Here is an 18,042-nt window from a genome sequence, read left to right on the forward strand (position 1 = left end):
TTTTCTTAAATATTATGTTATTATAGAATATATTGTATTCATACACTATCATGTGTACAATGAAAGCAAAGAAAGAGGGGAATTGTATATGGATAAATACACAAAAGGATTTGTTATTCTTGCTGAGTCTGGTTCAGATTTACCTAAGGATATTGCTGAAAAATATGGTATTGAAATTGTACCAATGCATGTTATGTTTAATCATAAAAATTATGATGATGGGGAATTTCCAATTAAAGAGATTATTGATTATTACGACAAAACAAAAACTATTCCAACAACAAGTGCTACAAATGTTGGAGAATATATGAATGCATATCAAAAAATACATCAGGAACATCCTGATAAATTGATCTTACATTTATGTTATTCAGCAGTAACAACAGCAACATATCAAAATGCGAATATAGCAAGTGAAGGATTAGACTATGTTTGTCATATTGATACTCAATTCGTATCTGGTGGACAAGGCTTTCTCTTATATAAAGTTGCAAAATATTTAGAAAACTACCCTGATATTGAATTAAAGGCACTTAAATCTTATATTTATAAACTTATTGAAAAAACACACATGGTCTTCTTACCAAGTCAGTTAGACTTTCTCAAAGCTGGTGGAAGAGTTTCAAATGCCGCTTATTTAGGTGCCAATATTTTAGGACTTAAACCTATTATAGAAATTATTGATGGCAAACTTGTTGGAACGAAAAAGTATCGTGGACGTGATATGAAGAAAATATGTAAACGTATGATGAATGAATTTCTAACTGAATATGACTGTCATTTAGAAGATTTCTTCATGCTACATTCTTATGGATTGGATAAAACAATCATGAAAGAGACTGAAAATATAGCCAAAGAACATGGATTTCAAAATATTCGTTGGATTGAGACAGGTGGTGTTATTACAAGCCATAGTGGTCCAGGATGCTTTGGATTTATCTTTGAGGAAAATAAATAAAATGATAAAACGCAGGCTTAACAGTCTGCGTTTAATAATTGCCTTAAAAGTTCAGCAAATTCTTCAATATAATAATTGGTTCTTTCTTTTTTCCAAAATGCACAATAGTTACGTTGAAGCTGTTTATCTTTATGATATAAAGGGATACGTTTAATCCCCTGGACAGGTTCTGTTAAAGTTCCGATAGCTTCAATAGGAAGAAAACCTCGATTGGAAGCTATCATTAAGCGAGCTTCTTCTAATGTCTCAGCAAAGAGAAAAGGAGAAGAAAACCCCAAAGTATTTTGATAATAATCTTTTTCAGTATCTTGTTGTTCTTTAGTTGATATAAGTATACATGAGACTCTTTTTAAATCATTTAAAGTGAGAGTCTTTTTTTCACTTAAGGGATGATGAGTAGAGATTTCAACATAACAATCACTATATAGCAACTCATAATTAAAATAATCTTGATTAAAAGCACGCCTTTGATCACTTATGACCAAATCAACATCATGAAATCTTAACAAGTTATAAAGTTCTTCATGAGTTCCATTCATAATAGAAAGTGAAACCTCTGGATAAAGACTTGCGAATTGAGCAATAGCATGTTGGAGTTCCTGAGCCCCATAACAACGTAAATATCCTATTTTTAAAGTTAACTCTTCATCTGTTCCTCTTCTCTTTGTTTCATTTTTAAAATGTTCAATTTCATCAATGAGTTCTCTACCATGACGATAAAAATACTCTCCTGCTGGAGTCAAAGAAAACTGACGATTATTTCGCTTAATCAAATGAACACCAAATTCATTTTCTAAAGATTTGATTTGCTGTGATATAGCTGATTGGGATATATAACATTGCTCAGCAGCTTCAGTAAAACTATGATTATCTACAACACTCATAAAATATTTCATCTGTTTTAATAACATAAATATATCACCATCTTTCTTTTATATTATAAACCCTAGAGTTAACTCTAAGTCAAGTAGAAACTATCCCACTTTAAATATGTTATAAATTATTATAAAATATTTATATGGATCACAAAGGATTCAAACAACCTTTTCAATGAATTATATAATGTGATTATCATTTACATACAAATCAAAGTGATAATTTTTATTTGATAGAAAATTGGTACGTTTCATTTATGTAAAATTTTGATAACTCTTGTTTTTATTGTTTTCATTTTTTATAATAGAATTAACATAGAAAGGAAATTGACATGAATATATTTACAAAAATATCTCAACTCACAAAACTCACTGATAATGAAAAATTACTTGTTGACTTCATACTTTCTCACCCAGAAAAAGTGATGATGATGAATGCCAAAGAACTTGCTTTACAAACTTATGTTTCTCAAACAACAGTTTATCGTTTATGTAACAAACTGGAATTATCAAACTTTAGTGATTTAAAAGTCTTAATTGCTACTCAAAAAAAAGATTTTGAAAAAGAAAGTCAGGATATGGATTTTAATTATCCCTTCTTTCATAGACAGACACACCATGAAATAATACATAATATGGAAAGTCTATATCAACAGACGATTGTCGCAACTAAAAATTTACTTGATTTAGAAACTATTAAAGCTATTGTTCAAGAAATGTATAATGCGAAGAGTATTGCTATATACCCATCTGTTGGAAATATTTCAGTTGCTGAAAACTTCCGTCAAAATATGCAGGAAATTGGTCAGCCTATTGAAATTGCAACTTCAATGTATGACCAACATTGGTCTGCTTGTATCAAAGGACAAAATGATTTGGTCATTGTCATATCTTATATGGGAAGAACACCTAATATATTAGATCTTATGCATGAACTAAAAAAACGCAAAGCAAAAATAATATTAATATCTGCAACTTATGAAGAACAATTATCTCCACTTGCAAACTATCATCTCTATATGTGTTCTTATGAAAGTTTTCATGAAAAAATCAGTTCTTTTTCATCACGTATTTCTTTACAATATATACTTGATTGTTTATATTCGTGTTACTTTGAAAGGAATTTCTACGATTTCTTGAATTTTAAGATTGATAATTATATTGATTAAATGATTAATTTTTTTCATTGTTTTGATTGTTTTGTTTAAATATTTGCAAAAAAATTTCTTTATACAAGTTAGATATTTTCATAAATTCTCTTTGCAGTATAATGTGATTGTAGTGATAGATAAAAGAAGATGGTTAAAATGGTTTCCTGTCAATCTACATCTATTTATATCACAGTTATATAACCTTCGTTATTTTATCTATCATTCAGATTATAAATGAGGAGAGAAAAAATGAAAAAAATATTATTAGTATGTAATGCTGGTATGTCTACAAGTTTATTAGTTACAAATATGGAGAAATATGCAAAGAAAGAAAATATTGAAATCACAATTATGGCTGTTCCTCTTACACAAGTTGATTCAGTTGTAAAAGATTGGGATATTGTTATGCTTGGTCCACAGGTTAGACACTGCTTAAATCAAATCAAAAACATTGTAGATGGAAGAATTCCTGTAGAAATTATTGATATGAGGGACTATGGAATGATGAATGGGGAAAAGGTTTTAAAAAGAGCATTGGAGTTATTAGATAATGAAAAGGTGTAATGGCTAGATTTTCTAGCTTTTACACCTTATTTTATAAATGTCTAATGACTTTTTTTAATTCAAATTGTTCATTATATTCAAATATGAATATACAACAATTTGGGAAGCCTTTTTTAAGTTCTTCTGTAGGGTCTTGAATTGCTCTTAAGAAATTAAAGCAAGCGCCACTATGTGAAACAGCTAAAACAGATTCATGATCATCTTTTTCCATAATATCAGTTAAAGTTTGTAGCATTCTATCTTTGACATCATTTGAAGATTCTCCCCCAAAATACATATAGAATGTTTCACAATCCTGAGGTGTTTTCGCATTTAAATCTTCGCTTTCACCTTCTAAAAAGCCATAATACATTTCTTTTAAGGCCTTTAAACGAGTATAAGGCATATCAGTTATGATTTCTAATGTATCACAACATCTTTCAGAAGTTGAAGAATAAGCATGATCAAATGTAATATTATTGTCCTGGAAATAAGATTTAACAATTTGTGCTTGAGAAATACCTTCTTTGGTTAAAGGTGAATCACACCATCCTTGAATTTTGTGTCTCACATTAAAGAGTGTTTGTCCATGTCTCATCAAATAAAGTGTTTTCATCAGTTATTCATGCCCCATAATCTTATGAGGAATATAGCACTCTTCTAAATATTCAATATCTTCTTGAGACAAGCAGACATCAAGTGCTCCAATAAAGTCATCTAAATACTTTTCTTTAGTAATTCCAACAATTGGTGCAGTTACACCTTTTGACCATAGCCAAGCAACTGCAACTTGAGATCTTGTGACTTGATATTTTTGTGCAATTTCAGACACTCTTTCAACAATTTTTTGATCCGCTTCTTGAGTATTATCATATTTTCTTTTGGCCACTTCGTCTTCTTGTGCACGCTTTGAATCTGAATTCCAATCACGTGTTAAACGACCAGCTGCAAGTGGACTATAAGGAACTAAAGCAACACCCATATCTTGACATAATGGATTCATTTCTCTTTCTTCCTCACGATACAGCAGATTGTAATGTCCTTGCATCACTGAGAATTTTGTCCAGCCATGACTCTGTGCAACATATTGAGCTTTTTGGAATTGCCATGCATACATACTTGATGCACCAAGATAATGAACTTTTCCACTTCTTACAAGAGCATTTAAAACACACATTGTTTCCTCAATCGGTGTTTTATAATCCCACCTATGAATATATAATAAATCTATATAATCTGTATCCAAACGTTTTAAACATTGCTCAACCTCATGCATAATGGATTTACGCGATAATCCCCCACCATTTGGTCCTTCATGCATTTGTCCACTGACCTTTGTAGCAATAACAACTTCTTCTCGAACTGCATAATCTTTAAGAGCTCTTCCTAAAATCTCTTCACTAACCCCTAAACCATATACATTAGCAGTATCAAAGAAATTAATTCCTAAATCTAAAGCTTTTTTAATAATTTTTCTTGAATCCGTCTCATTTAAAACCCAACTATGAATCCATTTTTGGGGATCACCAAAACTCATACACCCTAAACAGATACGTGAAACTTCTAATCCTGAATGCCCTAATTGAACATACTCCATATTCTTGCCTCCTTAACCTAATTGATTATATTCATTTTCATCTACTGCTTCTAACCATTCATTTGAAGAATCTTTAGCAGGGATTTCAACAGAAATATGTGTAAACCAGCTATCTTTAGCAGCTCCATGCCAATGCTTAACTTCAGGAGAAATGCATACAATATCACCTGGTTTTAATTCCTGAGCTGGCTTTCCCCATTCTTGATAATAACCTCTTCCCATGGTACAAAGTAAAATCTGTCCACTCTTATGATGAATATGCCAATGATTGCGACATCCAGGTTCAAATGTCACATTTGCCATAGGTCCACCAGTTTCCGTTAATCTGTTTAAATAGCTTTGTCCATCAAAGTATTGAGCATATGCATCATTAGGTTCACCTAATCCAAATAAAATTTCTTTCTTCTCCATTTTCTTTTCTCCTTATTTTTTTGTCACTTCGTTAATAATATTTAATGCATTTAATGTTCTTGGAAATCCAATATAAGGTTGACATTGCGTAATGGTTTCAATTAACAGTTCACGACTATTTCCTACTGTTATATTAGCACCAACATGACCTCTTAACTGATTTTCACATCCACCAAGAGTTGCTAACATCACAAATGTCATCAACTCACGTATTTTTAAGTCTAAACCATTCCTTGTATAGAAATCACCAAAACAATGTTCTGATAAATAATTTTGAATATGTTTTAATTCCTCTGGTGCCATAGCATGTCCTGATTGAATATGTTCTTTTCCAAACGCTGTACATTGGATAGTAAATCCTGCTTGAAACCTTGTTTCTTCATTCACTGTATGTTGAGATTCTAAAGGTAAAGGAATATGAAATTCCTTCATAACTTTATTAACAACTTCTAATGCTTCTTCTACCTTTCCAAAACCAATATAAGGTGTACACTGATAAATGACTTCTTTAATTTGAATAGGAGGAACATTCATCTTTATAGCAGCCTTTACATGTCTAGATAATACTGTTAAAGTGTGATTTGTTGTATTGACAACAATAAGTATTAACTCTCTTAATTGCTGACTTAAATTCCCATGTTGATAAATATCACCATAAATATAATTCATCATAATCGTTTTATATTCAATATCATCCTTTAAGATATCATCCAAATCATTAAATTCATCATATAATGTTTTTGCTTGTTGTAAATTCCTCATAACATTCTTCTCCATCCTCTAAAACTTTATATTTTGTTTTTATTGTTATTGTTAATGTCATCATACAAACTCCAATCATTATCAAGGCAATGATAAAAGCATACATGTATGATCCAAAGAAATCATAAATATATCCTACCATTGATAATGAAATAGCAGCTCCTAGATTAGAAGCAAATGATATCGTTGGGAATACAGTTGCATAATGTTCTACTCCAAAAAAAGACTTTGTAAGCAATGGCAATGATACTGCACCTATAGAATAACAAGATCCAAATAAGAAAGCCCCTAATATTAATAACCATGATGATGAACCCATCATCAATAAAATAATTCCAATAACATTTGCTATAATCATTGTTATTGTTGCTTTGACTGCTCCAATAGCATCACTCAATACGCCTATAATTAATTTAGATACAATATTACCAATCATTCCTGCTGATAATAATGTTGCTCCCAATGAGACATTATAACCAATTGATTCCCCATAGCCAGGTAAATGTTGAGTTATACTTGTAATACAACTACATAGAAGTCCAAAGATAAAGAACGAAATAAATGCAGTTGTCATAAAATGAAACGATGATGTATGAGAAAGAGATACTGTTGCTTTCTTTTCCTCAAAACCATAAGGCAAAAGTCCATCTTTCTGTGGATTGATATGAAAAGGGTAGATAACAGCTGGAAGGCATAATGCCAATAGAATTGCAGCTTTTATCAAATATCCAGTTTGCCATCCCATTGTTTCAATACAACCAGATAAGATAGGCGAACAAATAGAGCCAGCCAAGCCACTAAAACCAAAAACAACACTTGTCGCAAGACCATGCTTTTTTTCAAACCAATTATTTACAATCATAGTGAGTGGAACAATTGAAAACATGCCTGTACTTAAGCCTCTCACTGCTCCTAAAATATAAAATACCGGTATCGTTCTTGCATAAGCCATAGCCCCAGTCGCAATCACAGCAATCCCAACACTAACACTCAATAATATTTTATATGGGACTTTTTTCATAATTCTTGGAATAAATAATGCACCCATTGCTGTCACAAGTGAAAATATTGTCATATGCATAGAAAATGTTCCACGCATAATACCCAAACTTTCAGAAACAGGAGTGTAAAAAACTCCAGACGAATTAATAGAGACTCCAATTGATGAGGCTGCCAAACCACAGCAAACTGCAAGAACAATCCAATGTTTTTTATTTTCCATATAATTAACTCCTTTCCTTATCCATTCACCTTATATAACAAACAATCCAAAGCATCTAATTCCTTTTGTGTATCATGAATATGATCTAAAAGTTGTTGTCTTTTTCTTTTCAATATTTTTATTCTTTGTAATTTTGTCTGATCGCCTAATAAATATAACTGCATATATATTTTGATGTCTTCATGAGCAAAATGCAGTTTTTGTAGCGAGAGAATGAAACTCAATTTCTCAATATCTTCTTCATCATACTCTTCTTGCTTTGTTAAATGTAAACTTTCATAATCATCTAATATTGAAAATGGAATACTGTATATTCGATTCACATCCTCTTTCTTCATGATAACCTCCTTAAATATATTTTTTTGACATCTTCATTTTATATTAGACATAGCACAATGTCTAATACCTATAATGAATGTACATTAATGCTCTGTAAGCATTATAAAAGAACTTATCTCAAAGAAATAAGTTCTTTTAATTCAATATAAATTTCACACCATTATTTGCATTTCTAATATGCGATACCCAACAGATTTCATCTGTTGAATAATACTTTCTTGCGGGACTTGTTGCTTTGTAAATAATAATGCTGATTCTGTATCCATATCTACTATCAAGAAATAACCTTCTATTTGATTAAATGTATTCTCAATACATTCTTTACATTTTGGAGATGTCATTCCTTCTATTTTTAACTTTATGCAAAACGGGTAATGCTTCTTATTTTTATCTTTTGATTGAAGAGTCACTGAACATTTCTCACAACTATAATTTTTTTGAGAAATCTTTTTCATATATGATTTGATACTATTTATACAAAACATAAGCAAAACAAGAAAAATAATAACTGTACCTATAATAATACCTCCATTCTTATTTATATTTTATATTTTCATTCATTATTCTCTATACACTAGGCAAGGTTAGTCATCACTAACCTTATCTATATATTATTCTGATTCATCATTATTGTCAAATGACTTTATAACATTTTTTTGTACAAAAAAGAACCTATTTGCATATAATAGGCTCATTACTTTATCTCTTCAACGAGAAGACTTCTCCAGGTGCAACAATATGAATACGTTCAGGATTGATAATTCTTCCTTCTAATGATTTAGGGTTCCCATTAAAAGCATCCATATCTGGTGCGTCAACTGTTCCCCAATGAATAAGTATTAAATCAGTATGAGGATATGTATTAGCAAGTTTAATAGCATTATCTAAGCCAATATGCCAAGAGTTATCAGAAAAATCAAATAACATAACATCTGGTTCTGGCATTTGAAGATGTTCATCAAGCAGTCTAGAATCCCCAACTAACCAAATACTCCCTTCAGGAGTATCTATCCAATATCCACAATAATCTTCAAAGCGATATTCTCTGATTTGACGATATTTTTCTTTTTCATTTTGCCATGCATGGTCTGCTGGTGTTAATGTTATTTTCATTGGTCCAATTTCAAATTGTTGACCAATATCATACCCATGACCTGGAAGTTTTTCCTCTGCGAATAACTGAGCCAAATAATGTGGACCATGATATGCAGAAGTGACAGCTGATAAATCAAGACAAGTCATTCGACTAAAATGATCATTATCACAATGTGTAATGAGTACACCATCTAAGTGAGGAACATCTTGAGGAATGATTGGCATATCAACTAACAATGGTAAATCAAAACCCTCAAGTAAAGGATCGATCATAATAACTGTTCCATGACTATTTATCATCATTCCTGCACCTGACAACCAATAAATATCTGTATGAGAAATAGGCTGAAATGCTTGATGTCTTATTGAAATTGTTTTTGGAGCAATGGCTTGTTTCATATATTTTCCACCTTTCTTTTCAATATAATTATAGGATAAGTGATATAAAATGTCTAATACCTATAATCTATATTCAATTATGCTTTTAAAGAATCTTTCAGTTTTTCAATAAAACGTGAAGTTGCTGGAGAAAAGATTTGATGCTTTTTCCAGACAACAACTGTTCCTGTTTCTAAACGTGGTGATAATGGAACAAAGCACACCTTTGACGATGAACTTGGGTTAATTAATTTTTCTAAACTTATTGCATAACCAATCCCATGTTCAACCATAATAGCAGCATTATAAATTAAATTATATGTGGCTATTATGTTTAAATGATCATAACTCTCTTTAAACCAGTTTGCTATTTCATTTTGAACAATTGAACGACTTGTTATCAAAAGTGGTAAATCAATTAAATCTTCTACCGTTACATATTCTTTTTGTGCAATAGGACTTTCAATTGGTGCAACAATCCCCCAAACTTCCTTATGATTCAATCTTATAAATTCATATTTTTCAATATCAACAGGTTCTGTTAATAATCCTATATCAATGAGTCCCTTATCTATTTTTTCTTTAACATCATCTGCATTCCCGCTATAGAGATGATATTGAACCTGTGGATACTCACACTTAAAATCCTGTATTACACTTGCCAGGATATGCATTGAATATGTCTCTCCACCACCAATAAAAATCTCACCAGTAATTAAATTATTCTGTTCTAAAAATTCTTTTTCAGTTTTATGAGCCAAATCAACAATTTCTTCTGCTCGTCTTCTTAGCAACATTCCTTCATCTGTTAATGTGATTCTATTTTTACCACGAATAAACAATTGTGCATTTAATTCATCTTCTAGCTGCATTAACTGTCGTGATAAGGTTGGTTGTGTAATATGTAAAAACTCTGCAGCTCGTGTAATATTCTCCTCTCTTGCAACCGCAAGAAAATACTTCAATACTCTTAACTCCATAGTCACACCTCTTTCTTTTATCATTATACTAGAAGGATTCCCTAAAATCGAGAACGAATCAAAAAAAGAAGACTGTTATTTAACAACCTTCCTTGTGTCTTGAACAATTTGTCCATCTTCAATCGTAATAATACGATCAGCAATACTCGCAATCAATTCATCATGAGTTACCATAATAACAGTTTCATGATATTTTCTTTGTGCTATTTTCAATAAATCAACCACTTCCTGTGAACTTTTCGCATCAAGGTTACCTGTTGGTTCATCAGCAAAGATAATTGCTGGTTTACTTGCAAGAGCACGTGCTATTGCCACTCTTTGTTGCTGTCCACCAGATAATTCATGAATAAAAGCATATTTTTTATCTTCTAGTCCTAATAATTGAATGACCTCTTCAATATAATCATTATCAACTTGTTCATTATCAAGATGAATAGGTAAAACAATATTCTCTAAAACATTTTGTGTAGATATAAGATTAAAAAACTGAAAAACAAATCCCATTCTGCGTCTTCTTAATCTTGTTAAAGTATCATCATTCATATTATATAGTGATTGTCCTTCTAAAAAAACTTCACCTGCATTAGGTTCTACCAAACCACCTAAAACATGTAACAATGTACTTTTACCACTACCACTTCTTCCAACAATGGCAACAAATGTTCCTTCTTCTATATCAATGGATAGATTTTTAATAGCGTCAACTTTGTTATCATCAAAACCATAAGTTTTTCTCAGATTTTTTCCTTCTAATATCATAATAAGTCCTCCTATTCAGTTTTAATTAAATTATCTAAAGGTTTTTTCTTCAATATTGTTAATAATGGGAAACTGTAAACAATAAAACAAACAATGAGAGTAATCATACTGACAATTATAAATTCAACATATGGAAATAGAAAATATCGTAAATAAAAACATTCTAATGCAATTAGTAAAAGATTAAAACATGTGATAATAATAAAAATAATAAATCCTTTCAATAATTGTTTTATTAATAAATCTTTCTTAGTCATCCCTATTAACTGCATCAATGCATAATCATTTTTCCTACTTACCATTTCGTTTTTATTCATAAAACTACAAAGGAAAATACAAATCACAAAAGATCCACAAAGAACATAAGAATTAAAAAATGTTTCAGGAGCCGAATTTAAATTACTAAAACCGAAAATGTAATGATCTTGTATTTCAATATTCCCTAATAACTCTGGATACAATTTTTCAATATTTTGTATATAAAGATTTCTTTCATTATCGTCTTCATAAAAAATATTAATATATTCGCTTTCATATCCATCTTTAATCTTTTGATAAAGTGGAGAACTGATATAAATCCCATAATCAATAGCTGTATAATATCCTTCATAATAATCATCCCCATACCATGTCCTTGTTTCGATAGTATCTGCTGGCTCAATGCTTCCGACAATTTCTATCTCTTGATTATTTAAGACAAGGGTATCACCTATGAGTAAGCGATCCATATTGGTATGTACTGTTTGTATTTCTCCTTCACTTACATTCTCTTCAAGATGATAAGGACTGATATCACCAACAATTAAGGCTTCATAATCATTCACAGGTTTTCTTCCTTTGATATCACTCTTTTCAATAATCTCTTGATCACAAGTAAAAACTTGATTTAAAAATACATCTTGATTTTCATATTGACAAGGAATATCACTTTTCACATATGTATAATATGTATTTGGAATATTAAGTGAACTCAAATCATATTCACCAAATATACTTAATCGCTTAGTTTTTTCATATTCAACTGTTGTATAATTTTCTAAACTTTCTTCTTGACTAAGCTCATTATAAGTAGTGATTATTGTATTTATAAGAAAAAGACCTGTATGAAAGCATAAAACTATAATAAGAAAGAAATGCATTTTTTTATTTGTTTTTAATTCACGCCAGGCCAATCGCCATTTGTTTTGATAATGGAGATTGCGATAACGAACTTGAATATACTGGAAAGTATAACTATCAAATGTCCCACTTAAGGCTCGTTTTGATGATTTGGATATTGGATACAACAATGTAATACTCATACAAATCAATATGATAACTCCATTCACAAACAATTGCTGAGATGAAAGAATGAAAGCAAAATAACCTAATAAAGAATCAACACCTAACATAATAATATATGAAATGAGTGGAGAGAGTAAAGTTCCAATCATAATGGCTATAATTAAGCATAATACATTTTCATAAAAACTCATCAGTATTAATTGCCTTGTTGTCATTCCAATGCCTCGCATTAAAGCAAATTCCTGTACTCGCTGCTTTAAGCTTGCAGAAGTAAATGTAATTAAGACAAAACTTGTAATTAATAAAACCTGTAATAAAATAAATAAATCTGTCTGCTTTTCTTGAAAATTAGCCATACTCTCATTATGATTATATCCATATGGATTATGTTCCCAATGATTATCAGTATCTAATTCTACATCGATTACCGTTCCACTATAATGTTCAGTAAAATGTGGTAACGAAATATCTAAAACATAATAATCACCCATATTCTCTTTTCTAACTGCCAAGTTACGATCACTAAAGATAGTTGTTGTTTCATATTTATCGGGTATATTTGTATATATATCAGAAAAATATCGTTCTTGTGAATTATGAACAATGCCAACAATTTTTAGTTCTCGTTCTTCAATTGAAGATGTCCTTATTTCAAGAATCTGGTTAAGCTGATAATCTTCCTTTAACTCTTCTGAAATCATGATTTCATCTTCATTCTGTGGAAATTGTCCTTCTACCAAACGTATTTGACAGAGTTCAAAGAATGACTGATCAGCATATGAAACACGCCACTCATTCTCAGTCTTTCCTTGATCAAAAAGATAAGCATATTCAAAACCATTTTTATCTTCATACTGATAGGCCACTTTATCAAATTTTTCTGGCTCAGCAATTTGTCCATAGAAATACCATGAACCATACTCCTGTTCATTCCATAATCTACTTACTTGAAAATAAGAAGTTTGAACAATCGAATATGTACTATAAAAAACTGATATAAAAATGATAATAAGCGAAACAAAAATATAGTGCTTTTTATATTTAACAATGTTTCGATATGCCAGACGATATAGTGTCTTATTCATAACTTTCCCCTCCTTTATTTTATAAGAATCACTTCAATAGATTTCCTAGTCAATTTTTCTTAAATTATCTAATGGCTTATGTTTTAATACAAAGTATAGTGGAGTCACATAAATCAATAGACAGATAACAAAAACGAATAAACTTAAAATGATAAACTCCATATAGGGAATTGTCCAATTCTCTAAATAAGTACATTCCATAATAACAAAAAATGTTTGTATACTGATAACAAGAACAAATATAATAATTCCTTTAGCTATTTGTTTATTCAATAAATCTCTTTTTGTCATTCCTATTAACTGGCATAAAGCATAGTCATTTCTTCTATTGAACATTTCATTTTTATTGATAAAATAACATAGGAAAATACAAATACTCATAGATGCATATAGAACATATGAATGAATGCTTGATTCAGCAAATGAACGCGCATTTGAACCAGAATATATTTCTATACTATTTTTATCCTCTATATTATTGAGGAGTTCAGGATACTGATTTAATATTTGACTTATCATAATATTTTTCTCTTTTTCTGTTTGATAATAGATATCTATATAATCCTGTTCATAAACTCCATTTATTGTTTGATATAGAGAGGGAGTTACATAAATTCCAGTATATGTAGATAAATAATATCTTTCAAAATTAAACAAACCATCTACAGGATCGTTATATTTTAGAATTTCAGCTGGTTGAACAATTCCTACAACTGTTACATCTTGACCATTGAGTTGAAATGAATCCCCAATAGACAATTGAATATCTAAAATTTCATGATAACCATTATTATATGTGAGATATAATTGAGGATTATTATGAATAAGAATTTCATAATCATTCATAGGAAATCTCCCCTCAATTCGACTTTTCTTTAACAAATCATCATCACATGTATAAACATCATCAACATAAGCTTCTGTATCTTTATATACAATATCCACTTCACTTTTGCTATGAGTATAATAAATATTATTAAGTTCAAGTGAATGAAAATGATAATCTGTAAGGATACTTAATTTTTTTGTTTTGTCTAAACCAATATATGTAATATCTTTCTTTTGATTATTATAATTCTGAGCCATCATATTCATAAGTATAAAACTTGTATGAAAGCAAAGTGCCACGATGAAAAGTATATGTATTTTTTTATTCACTTTCAATTCTCGCCATGCTAATCGCCATTTATTTTGATAATGCAGTCTGCGGTAACGGATTTGAATATATTGAAAACGATAACTGTCAAAAGTCCCACTCATAGCATGTCTTGAAGATTTTGATATTGGATATAGCAATGTCATAATTATACATATCAATACAACTGCTGCATTGATACATAACTGTAAAGGTGAAATGATAATGATAAAAATATCTTTAAAATATTTAATAACGAACATAATTCCATAAGAAACAAACAGTGCCATCAATGTGCCTAAAACTATGGATAGAAAGACACATATTGCGTATTCATATAAATTCATCAGCATCAATTGTTTGCTCGTCATCCCTAATCCTCTAAGCAAAGCAAATTCATGAGAACGTTGTTTCAAGCTTGCAGAAGCAAAAGCTATTAATACCAAACTCGTTATGACTAAGAGTTGTAATAAAACAGCTAAATCGAATTGTGCCTCTAAGTATTTTAACATGTACATTGAATGATCATAACCATACTTATTCACATCAACTTGTCCTTGATCATTATATAAAAGCTTGATTGGAATATGACTATAGAATTCCTCTCCTGATTCTATGCTTAGACTTCTATCACAAAACAGAGTAACTCTCTCATACTTTGAATTTATGTTTGTATATATATCTGCAAAATAATTTTCTTGAGAATTATGCACAACACCTACAATTTTATATTCTTGCATTTCTAACAAAGTCGTCATCATCTGAACAGTGTTTCCTAGTTGATATTTTTCTTCATTTAACAGTTCCTGAGAGACAACAATTTCATTTTTATGAGATGGAAAGTGTCCTTCAATAAGATCAACCTTACATAATTCATTAAACTCTTTATCTGCATATGCTACATTGTATCCATCTTCATTAACTCCCTGTAAATAAAGATATGTATATTGAAAGCCATTGTCTTCTTCATAATGATAAGCAACTTTATCAAATTTCTCTGGTTCAGCAATTTGTCCATAGAAGTACCATGAACCATATTCCTGTTCATTCCATAATCTATTCACTTGAAAATAAGAAGTTTGAACAATTGTATATGTACTATAAAAAATAGATATAAAAAGGATAATTAGTGAAACAAATATATAATGTTTTTTATATTTGATAATGTTTCGATATGCAAGACGATATAAAGTCTTATTCATATAATCCCCCCTTATTTTTATATTATCAAAGTAATCTTTAAATTCAGTGAATTTAAATTTTTTTCTTTGCTAATACTTGAGGAATTGAGATTTCAAATACCGCCCCATTATCATTTCTAGCAACGATAAATCCATGATGTTCTTCAATAATTCGTTTTGCTAAAGAAAGTCCAATACCTATTCCTTCACCTTGAGGGACCTTCCCTCTATAAAAACGTTCAAAAATATGTTGCAGTTCCTCTTCATCAAACCCTTGACCATAGTCTCTAATCATAATTTTTATGAATGATTCAAATTTATGTACAATAATATCAATACAACCATTCTGATTCTTTTCAATACAATTTTTAATAATATTTTCTAAAGCTTCTACAAACCATTTATAGTCACATAGAAGTGTTTCCTGTTGATGTTCAACCTGTAAAATCATATGATTTTGATTTAATAAATGCTCTAAGTTTTCTTCAACAGTATCAATAAGTGTTTCAATTGAATAATCATCAAACCGAAAAGAAATACTATGAGAATCTAACAATGCTAATGTCAGAAGATCATTAACCAAATGATTCATCTTTAATGTTTGTTGATAAATTTGATGTAATTTATCTCTTTGTTTATTATCCTCAATAACATCTAATAGCAATTCTTCATTTAATCTCATAGATGTAATTGGTGTCTTCAATTGATGAGAAATATCTTCAATATAACCTTTCAATTGGATTTGTTCTTGTTGCATGGTCTTCATAAGTTGGTTATAACGATGTGATAATGTATAAAGTTTATGAGATAACAAACTCATATCTCCCTCACCATCAATGACATTCACTTTCTTTTGTTCAATAATAGCATCTGCATGAGAAATAAGATGTTTCATTTGCTCATGATTATTCTTCCTTATCCAAACATAAAAAAGACCTAACAAACCTAAACATATCCCTAACATATAAAGATAAAGCTGGGTTTGAAAGATAATATACATCATAAAGCTTAATAAAGAAATAATATAGATTGTCTGAATACCCTTATATAAATAAGCATCCATTGATTTTATTGGCCCCATCTATATCCCACCCCTCTTAATGTCTCTATATAAGATTGACCATGATAAGTACCTAAAGTTTGGCGAATTCTTTTCATATGAACAGATAAAGTATTGTCTTCTATAAAATGCTGGGTTTGACTTTCCACTAAATCCAATAAATTTTGTCGTGTAATCACCATGCCATGGTGCTGAATCAAACATAACAAAATATGATAACAAACATTTGTTAAATCTAATAACTGACCATTCTTATAAACTTGATAGTTTTTTGTGTCAATCTTTAAATCAGCTGTATAAATAATATCCTGATTTACTGGAATTCTTCTTAATAATGATTGGATACGTGCATAGAGTTCCTGAATACCAAATGGTTTACATACATAATCATCTCCTCCAGCACTCAATCCTTCTACTATAGATTGTTCACTATTTTTACATGTTAAAAATAGTAAAGGGGTTCGATAATTCTCACGGATATGTTGGCATAAAGAAATTCCATTTCCATCAGGTAATTGAATATCCATAATGATTAAATCAATAGATGAATTCATTATTTCTAAAGTTTGTTTAACATTAAATGCCTGAATAACTTCATAGTCTTTTAACTCTAATGCCTCTTTTAATGACCTTTGTATCAATTGATCATCTTCTACAACAAGTATTTTTTGCATAATATCACCTGTATATATTGTATCATAGAAAAGTGTATTAAGAATGAAAATACTGAAAAAATAGTGCTTCATAGATTGAAACACTATTTCTTTATCTTATTAATTTGTCAATTAAGACATTTGAGAGAATTTTTGTTTTAACTGATTTATCTTTTGTTGTTCAGCCTGTTCAGTTAGATACCAACCTTTAGCAGCCATTTTCTTATAAATCTCATTTTGGATTGTTAAAGAATTACATAATGCTTGATCAAATGCAGAATGCACATGTTCTGTATTTGATTCAATAGTTCCATGTAAATATAAGTCACAAACTCCTTTAACACTCATTAATAGACTTTCCATTAAACATTTATCATCCATGATTTTCGATCTCCTTTCTTATTGTTTTTATAAAAGATTATAAAATTGTTGAAATAATTCATTATGTTTTGTTACTAACTGATTTACGTATTCCTTTAACTCAGCATCTTGAAGTTTAGAAGCGACTTCAGTACACTGTTTTTTCAAATACTCTTCATGACCTAATGCATCTTCAATATAAAGCAATTCTTTG

Annotated in this window: 19 protein-coding genes; 3 read left to right on the forward strand and 16 right to left on the reverse strand. The window is 29.9% G+C overall.

Features of this window, described 5'->3' with window-relative positions; translation table 11 throughout:
- Positions 1 to 88 precede the first annotated feature (88 nt).
- Complete coding sequence (locus AC5M21_RS07065; RefSeq protein ID WP_008788371.1) at positions 89 to 958, forward strand: DegV family protein; 870 nt, start codon at positions 89 to 91, stop codon at positions 956 to 958.
- A gap of 17 nt (positions 959 to 975) precedes the next feature.
- On the opposite strand, the gene AC5M21_RS07070 is transcribed toward AC5M21_RS07065, so the two are convergent.
- Entirely contained in the window at positions 976 to 1,869 is an 894-nt protein-coding gene (locus tag AC5M21_RS07070; protein ID WP_008788370.1) for a LysR family transcriptional regulator, read from the reverse strand.
- 296 nt (positions 1,870 to 2,165) lie between these two features.
- Between AC5M21_RS07070 and AC5M21_RS07075 the strand changes: the two genes are divergently transcribed.
- Together AC5M21_RS07075 and AC5M21_RS07080 are read left to right on the forward strand one after the other, a co-directional pair.
- On the forward strand, positions 2,166 to 3,002 hold the full coding sequence (locus AC5M21_RS07075) for a MurR/RpiR family transcriptional regulator (RefSeq protein WP_008788369.1): 837 nt from the start codon (positions 2,166 to 2,168) through the stop codon (positions 3,000 to 3,002).
- Positions 3,003 to 3,233: 231 nt separating this feature from the next.
- Entirely contained in the window at positions 3,234 to 3,548 is a 315-nt protein-coding gene (locus AC5M21_RS07080) for a PTS sugar transporter subunit IIB (RefSeq protein ID WP_008788368.1), read from the forward strand.
- A gap of 31 nt (positions 3,549 to 3,579) precedes the next feature.
- Here AC5M21_RS07080 and AC5M21_RS07085 read toward each other — a convergent pair whose 3' ends face one another.
- From AC5M21_RS07085 to AC5M21_RS07155, 15 genes are all read right to left on the reverse strand, one after another.
- Positions 3,580 to 4,143, reverse strand: coding sequence for a histidine phosphatase family protein (locus AC5M21_RS07085; RefSeq protein ID WP_008788367.1), 564 nt, complete (start codon positions 4,141 to 4,143; stop codon positions 3,580 to 3,582).
- 3 nt (positions 4,144 to 4,146) lie between these two features.
- Complete coding sequence (locus tag AC5M21_RS07090; RefSeq protein ID WP_008788366.1) at positions 4,147 to 5,124, reverse strand: aldo/keto reductase; 978 nt, start codon at positions 5,122 to 5,124, stop codon at positions 4,147 to 4,149.
- Between the two features lie 12 nt (positions 5,125 to 5,136).
- On the reverse strand, positions 5,137 to 5,535 hold the full coding sequence (locus AC5M21_RS07095; RefSeq protein WP_008788365.1) for a cupin domain-containing protein: 399 nt from the start codon (positions 5,533 to 5,535) through the stop codon (positions 5,137 to 5,139).
- 12 nt (positions 5,536 to 5,547) lie between these two features.
- A complete protein-coding gene (locus AC5M21_RS07100) occupies positions 5,548 to 6,297 on the reverse strand; it encodes a carboxymuconolactone decarboxylase family protein (protein ID WP_008788364.1) in 750 nt (249 codons plus the stop codon).
- Entirely contained in the window at positions 6,263 to 7,519 is a 1,257-nt protein-coding gene (locus AC5M21_RS07105) for an MFS transporter (protein WP_008788363.1), read from the reverse strand. Before AC5M21_RS07105 ends, AC5M21_RS07100 begins: the two co-directional genes overlap by 35 nt.
- Before the next feature lie 17 nt (positions 7,520 to 7,536).
- Positions 7,537 to 7,857 carry a MerR family transcriptional regulator gene (locus AC5M21_RS07110; protein ID WP_008788362.1) on the reverse strand — a complete coding sequence of 107 codons (321 nt, stop codon included), beginning with the start codon at positions 7,855 to 7,857 and terminating at the stop codon, positions 7,537 to 7,539.
- 153 nt (positions 7,858 to 8,010) lie between these two features.
- The gene (locus AC5M21_RS07115; RefSeq protein ID WP_147331648.1) at positions 8,011 to 8,268 is read right to left on the reverse strand and encodes a heavy-metal-associated domain-containing protein; all 258 of its coding nucleotides are present in this window, start codon (positions 8,266 to 8,268) and stop codon (positions 8,011 to 8,013) included.
- A 289-nt stretch (positions 8,269 to 8,557) separates the two neighbouring features.
- Complete coding sequence (locus AC5M21_RS07120) at positions 8,558 to 9,352, reverse strand: MBL fold metallo-hydrolase (RefSeq protein WP_008788360.1); 795 nt, start codon at positions 9,350 to 9,352, stop codon at positions 8,558 to 8,560.
- A 77-nt stretch (positions 9,353 to 9,429) separates the two neighbouring features.
- On the reverse strand, positions 9,430 to 10,311 hold the full coding sequence (locus AC5M21_RS07125) for a LysR family transcriptional regulator (RefSeq protein ID WP_008788359.1): 882 nt from the start codon (positions 10,309 to 10,311) through the stop codon (positions 9,430 to 9,432).
- A 75-nt stretch (positions 10,312 to 10,386) separates the two neighbouring features.
- Positions 10,387 to 11,070 (reverse strand): ABC transporter ATP-binding protein, encoded by a 684-nt coding sequence (locus tag AC5M21_RS07130; protein WP_008788358.1) that lies wholly within the window; start codon positions 11,068 to 11,070, stop codon positions 10,387 to 10,389.
- Between the two features lie 11 nt (positions 11,071 to 11,081).
- Positions 11,082 to 13,439: an ABC transporter permease gene (locus AC5M21_RS07135; RefSeq protein WP_008788357.1), complete on the reverse strand. Its 2,358-nt coding sequence runs from the start codon at positions 13,437 to 13,439 to the stop codon at positions 11,082 to 11,084.
- 45 nt (positions 13,440 to 13,484) lie between these two features.
- Positions 13,485 to 15,776, reverse strand: coding sequence for an ABC transporter permease (locus AC5M21_RS07140; protein ID WP_008788356.1), 2,292 nt, complete (start codon positions 15,774 to 15,776; stop codon positions 13,485 to 13,487).
- A gap of 52 nt (positions 15,777 to 15,828) precedes the next feature.
- Positions 15,829 to 16,836, reverse strand: coding sequence for a sensor histidine kinase (locus AC5M21_RS07145; RefSeq protein ID WP_008788355.1), 1,008 nt, complete (start codon positions 16,834 to 16,836; stop codon positions 15,829 to 15,831).
- Entirely contained in the window at positions 16,824 to 17,489 is a 666-nt protein-coding gene (locus AC5M21_RS07150) for a response regulator transcription factor (RefSeq protein ID WP_008788354.1), read from the reverse strand. Before AC5M21_RS07150 ends, AC5M21_RS07145 begins: the two co-directional genes overlap by 13 nt.
- A gap of 111 nt (positions 17,490 to 17,600) precedes the next feature.
- Positions 17,601 to 17,849 carry a spore coat protein gene (locus tag AC5M21_RS07155; protein WP_302378597.1) on the reverse strand — a complete coding sequence of 83 codons (249 nt, stop codon included), beginning with the start codon at positions 17,847 to 17,849 and terminating at the stop codon, positions 17,601 to 17,603.
- Positions 17,850 to 18,042 lie beyond the last annotated feature (193 nt).

This window comes from Coprobacillus sp. (assembly GCF_984815275.1).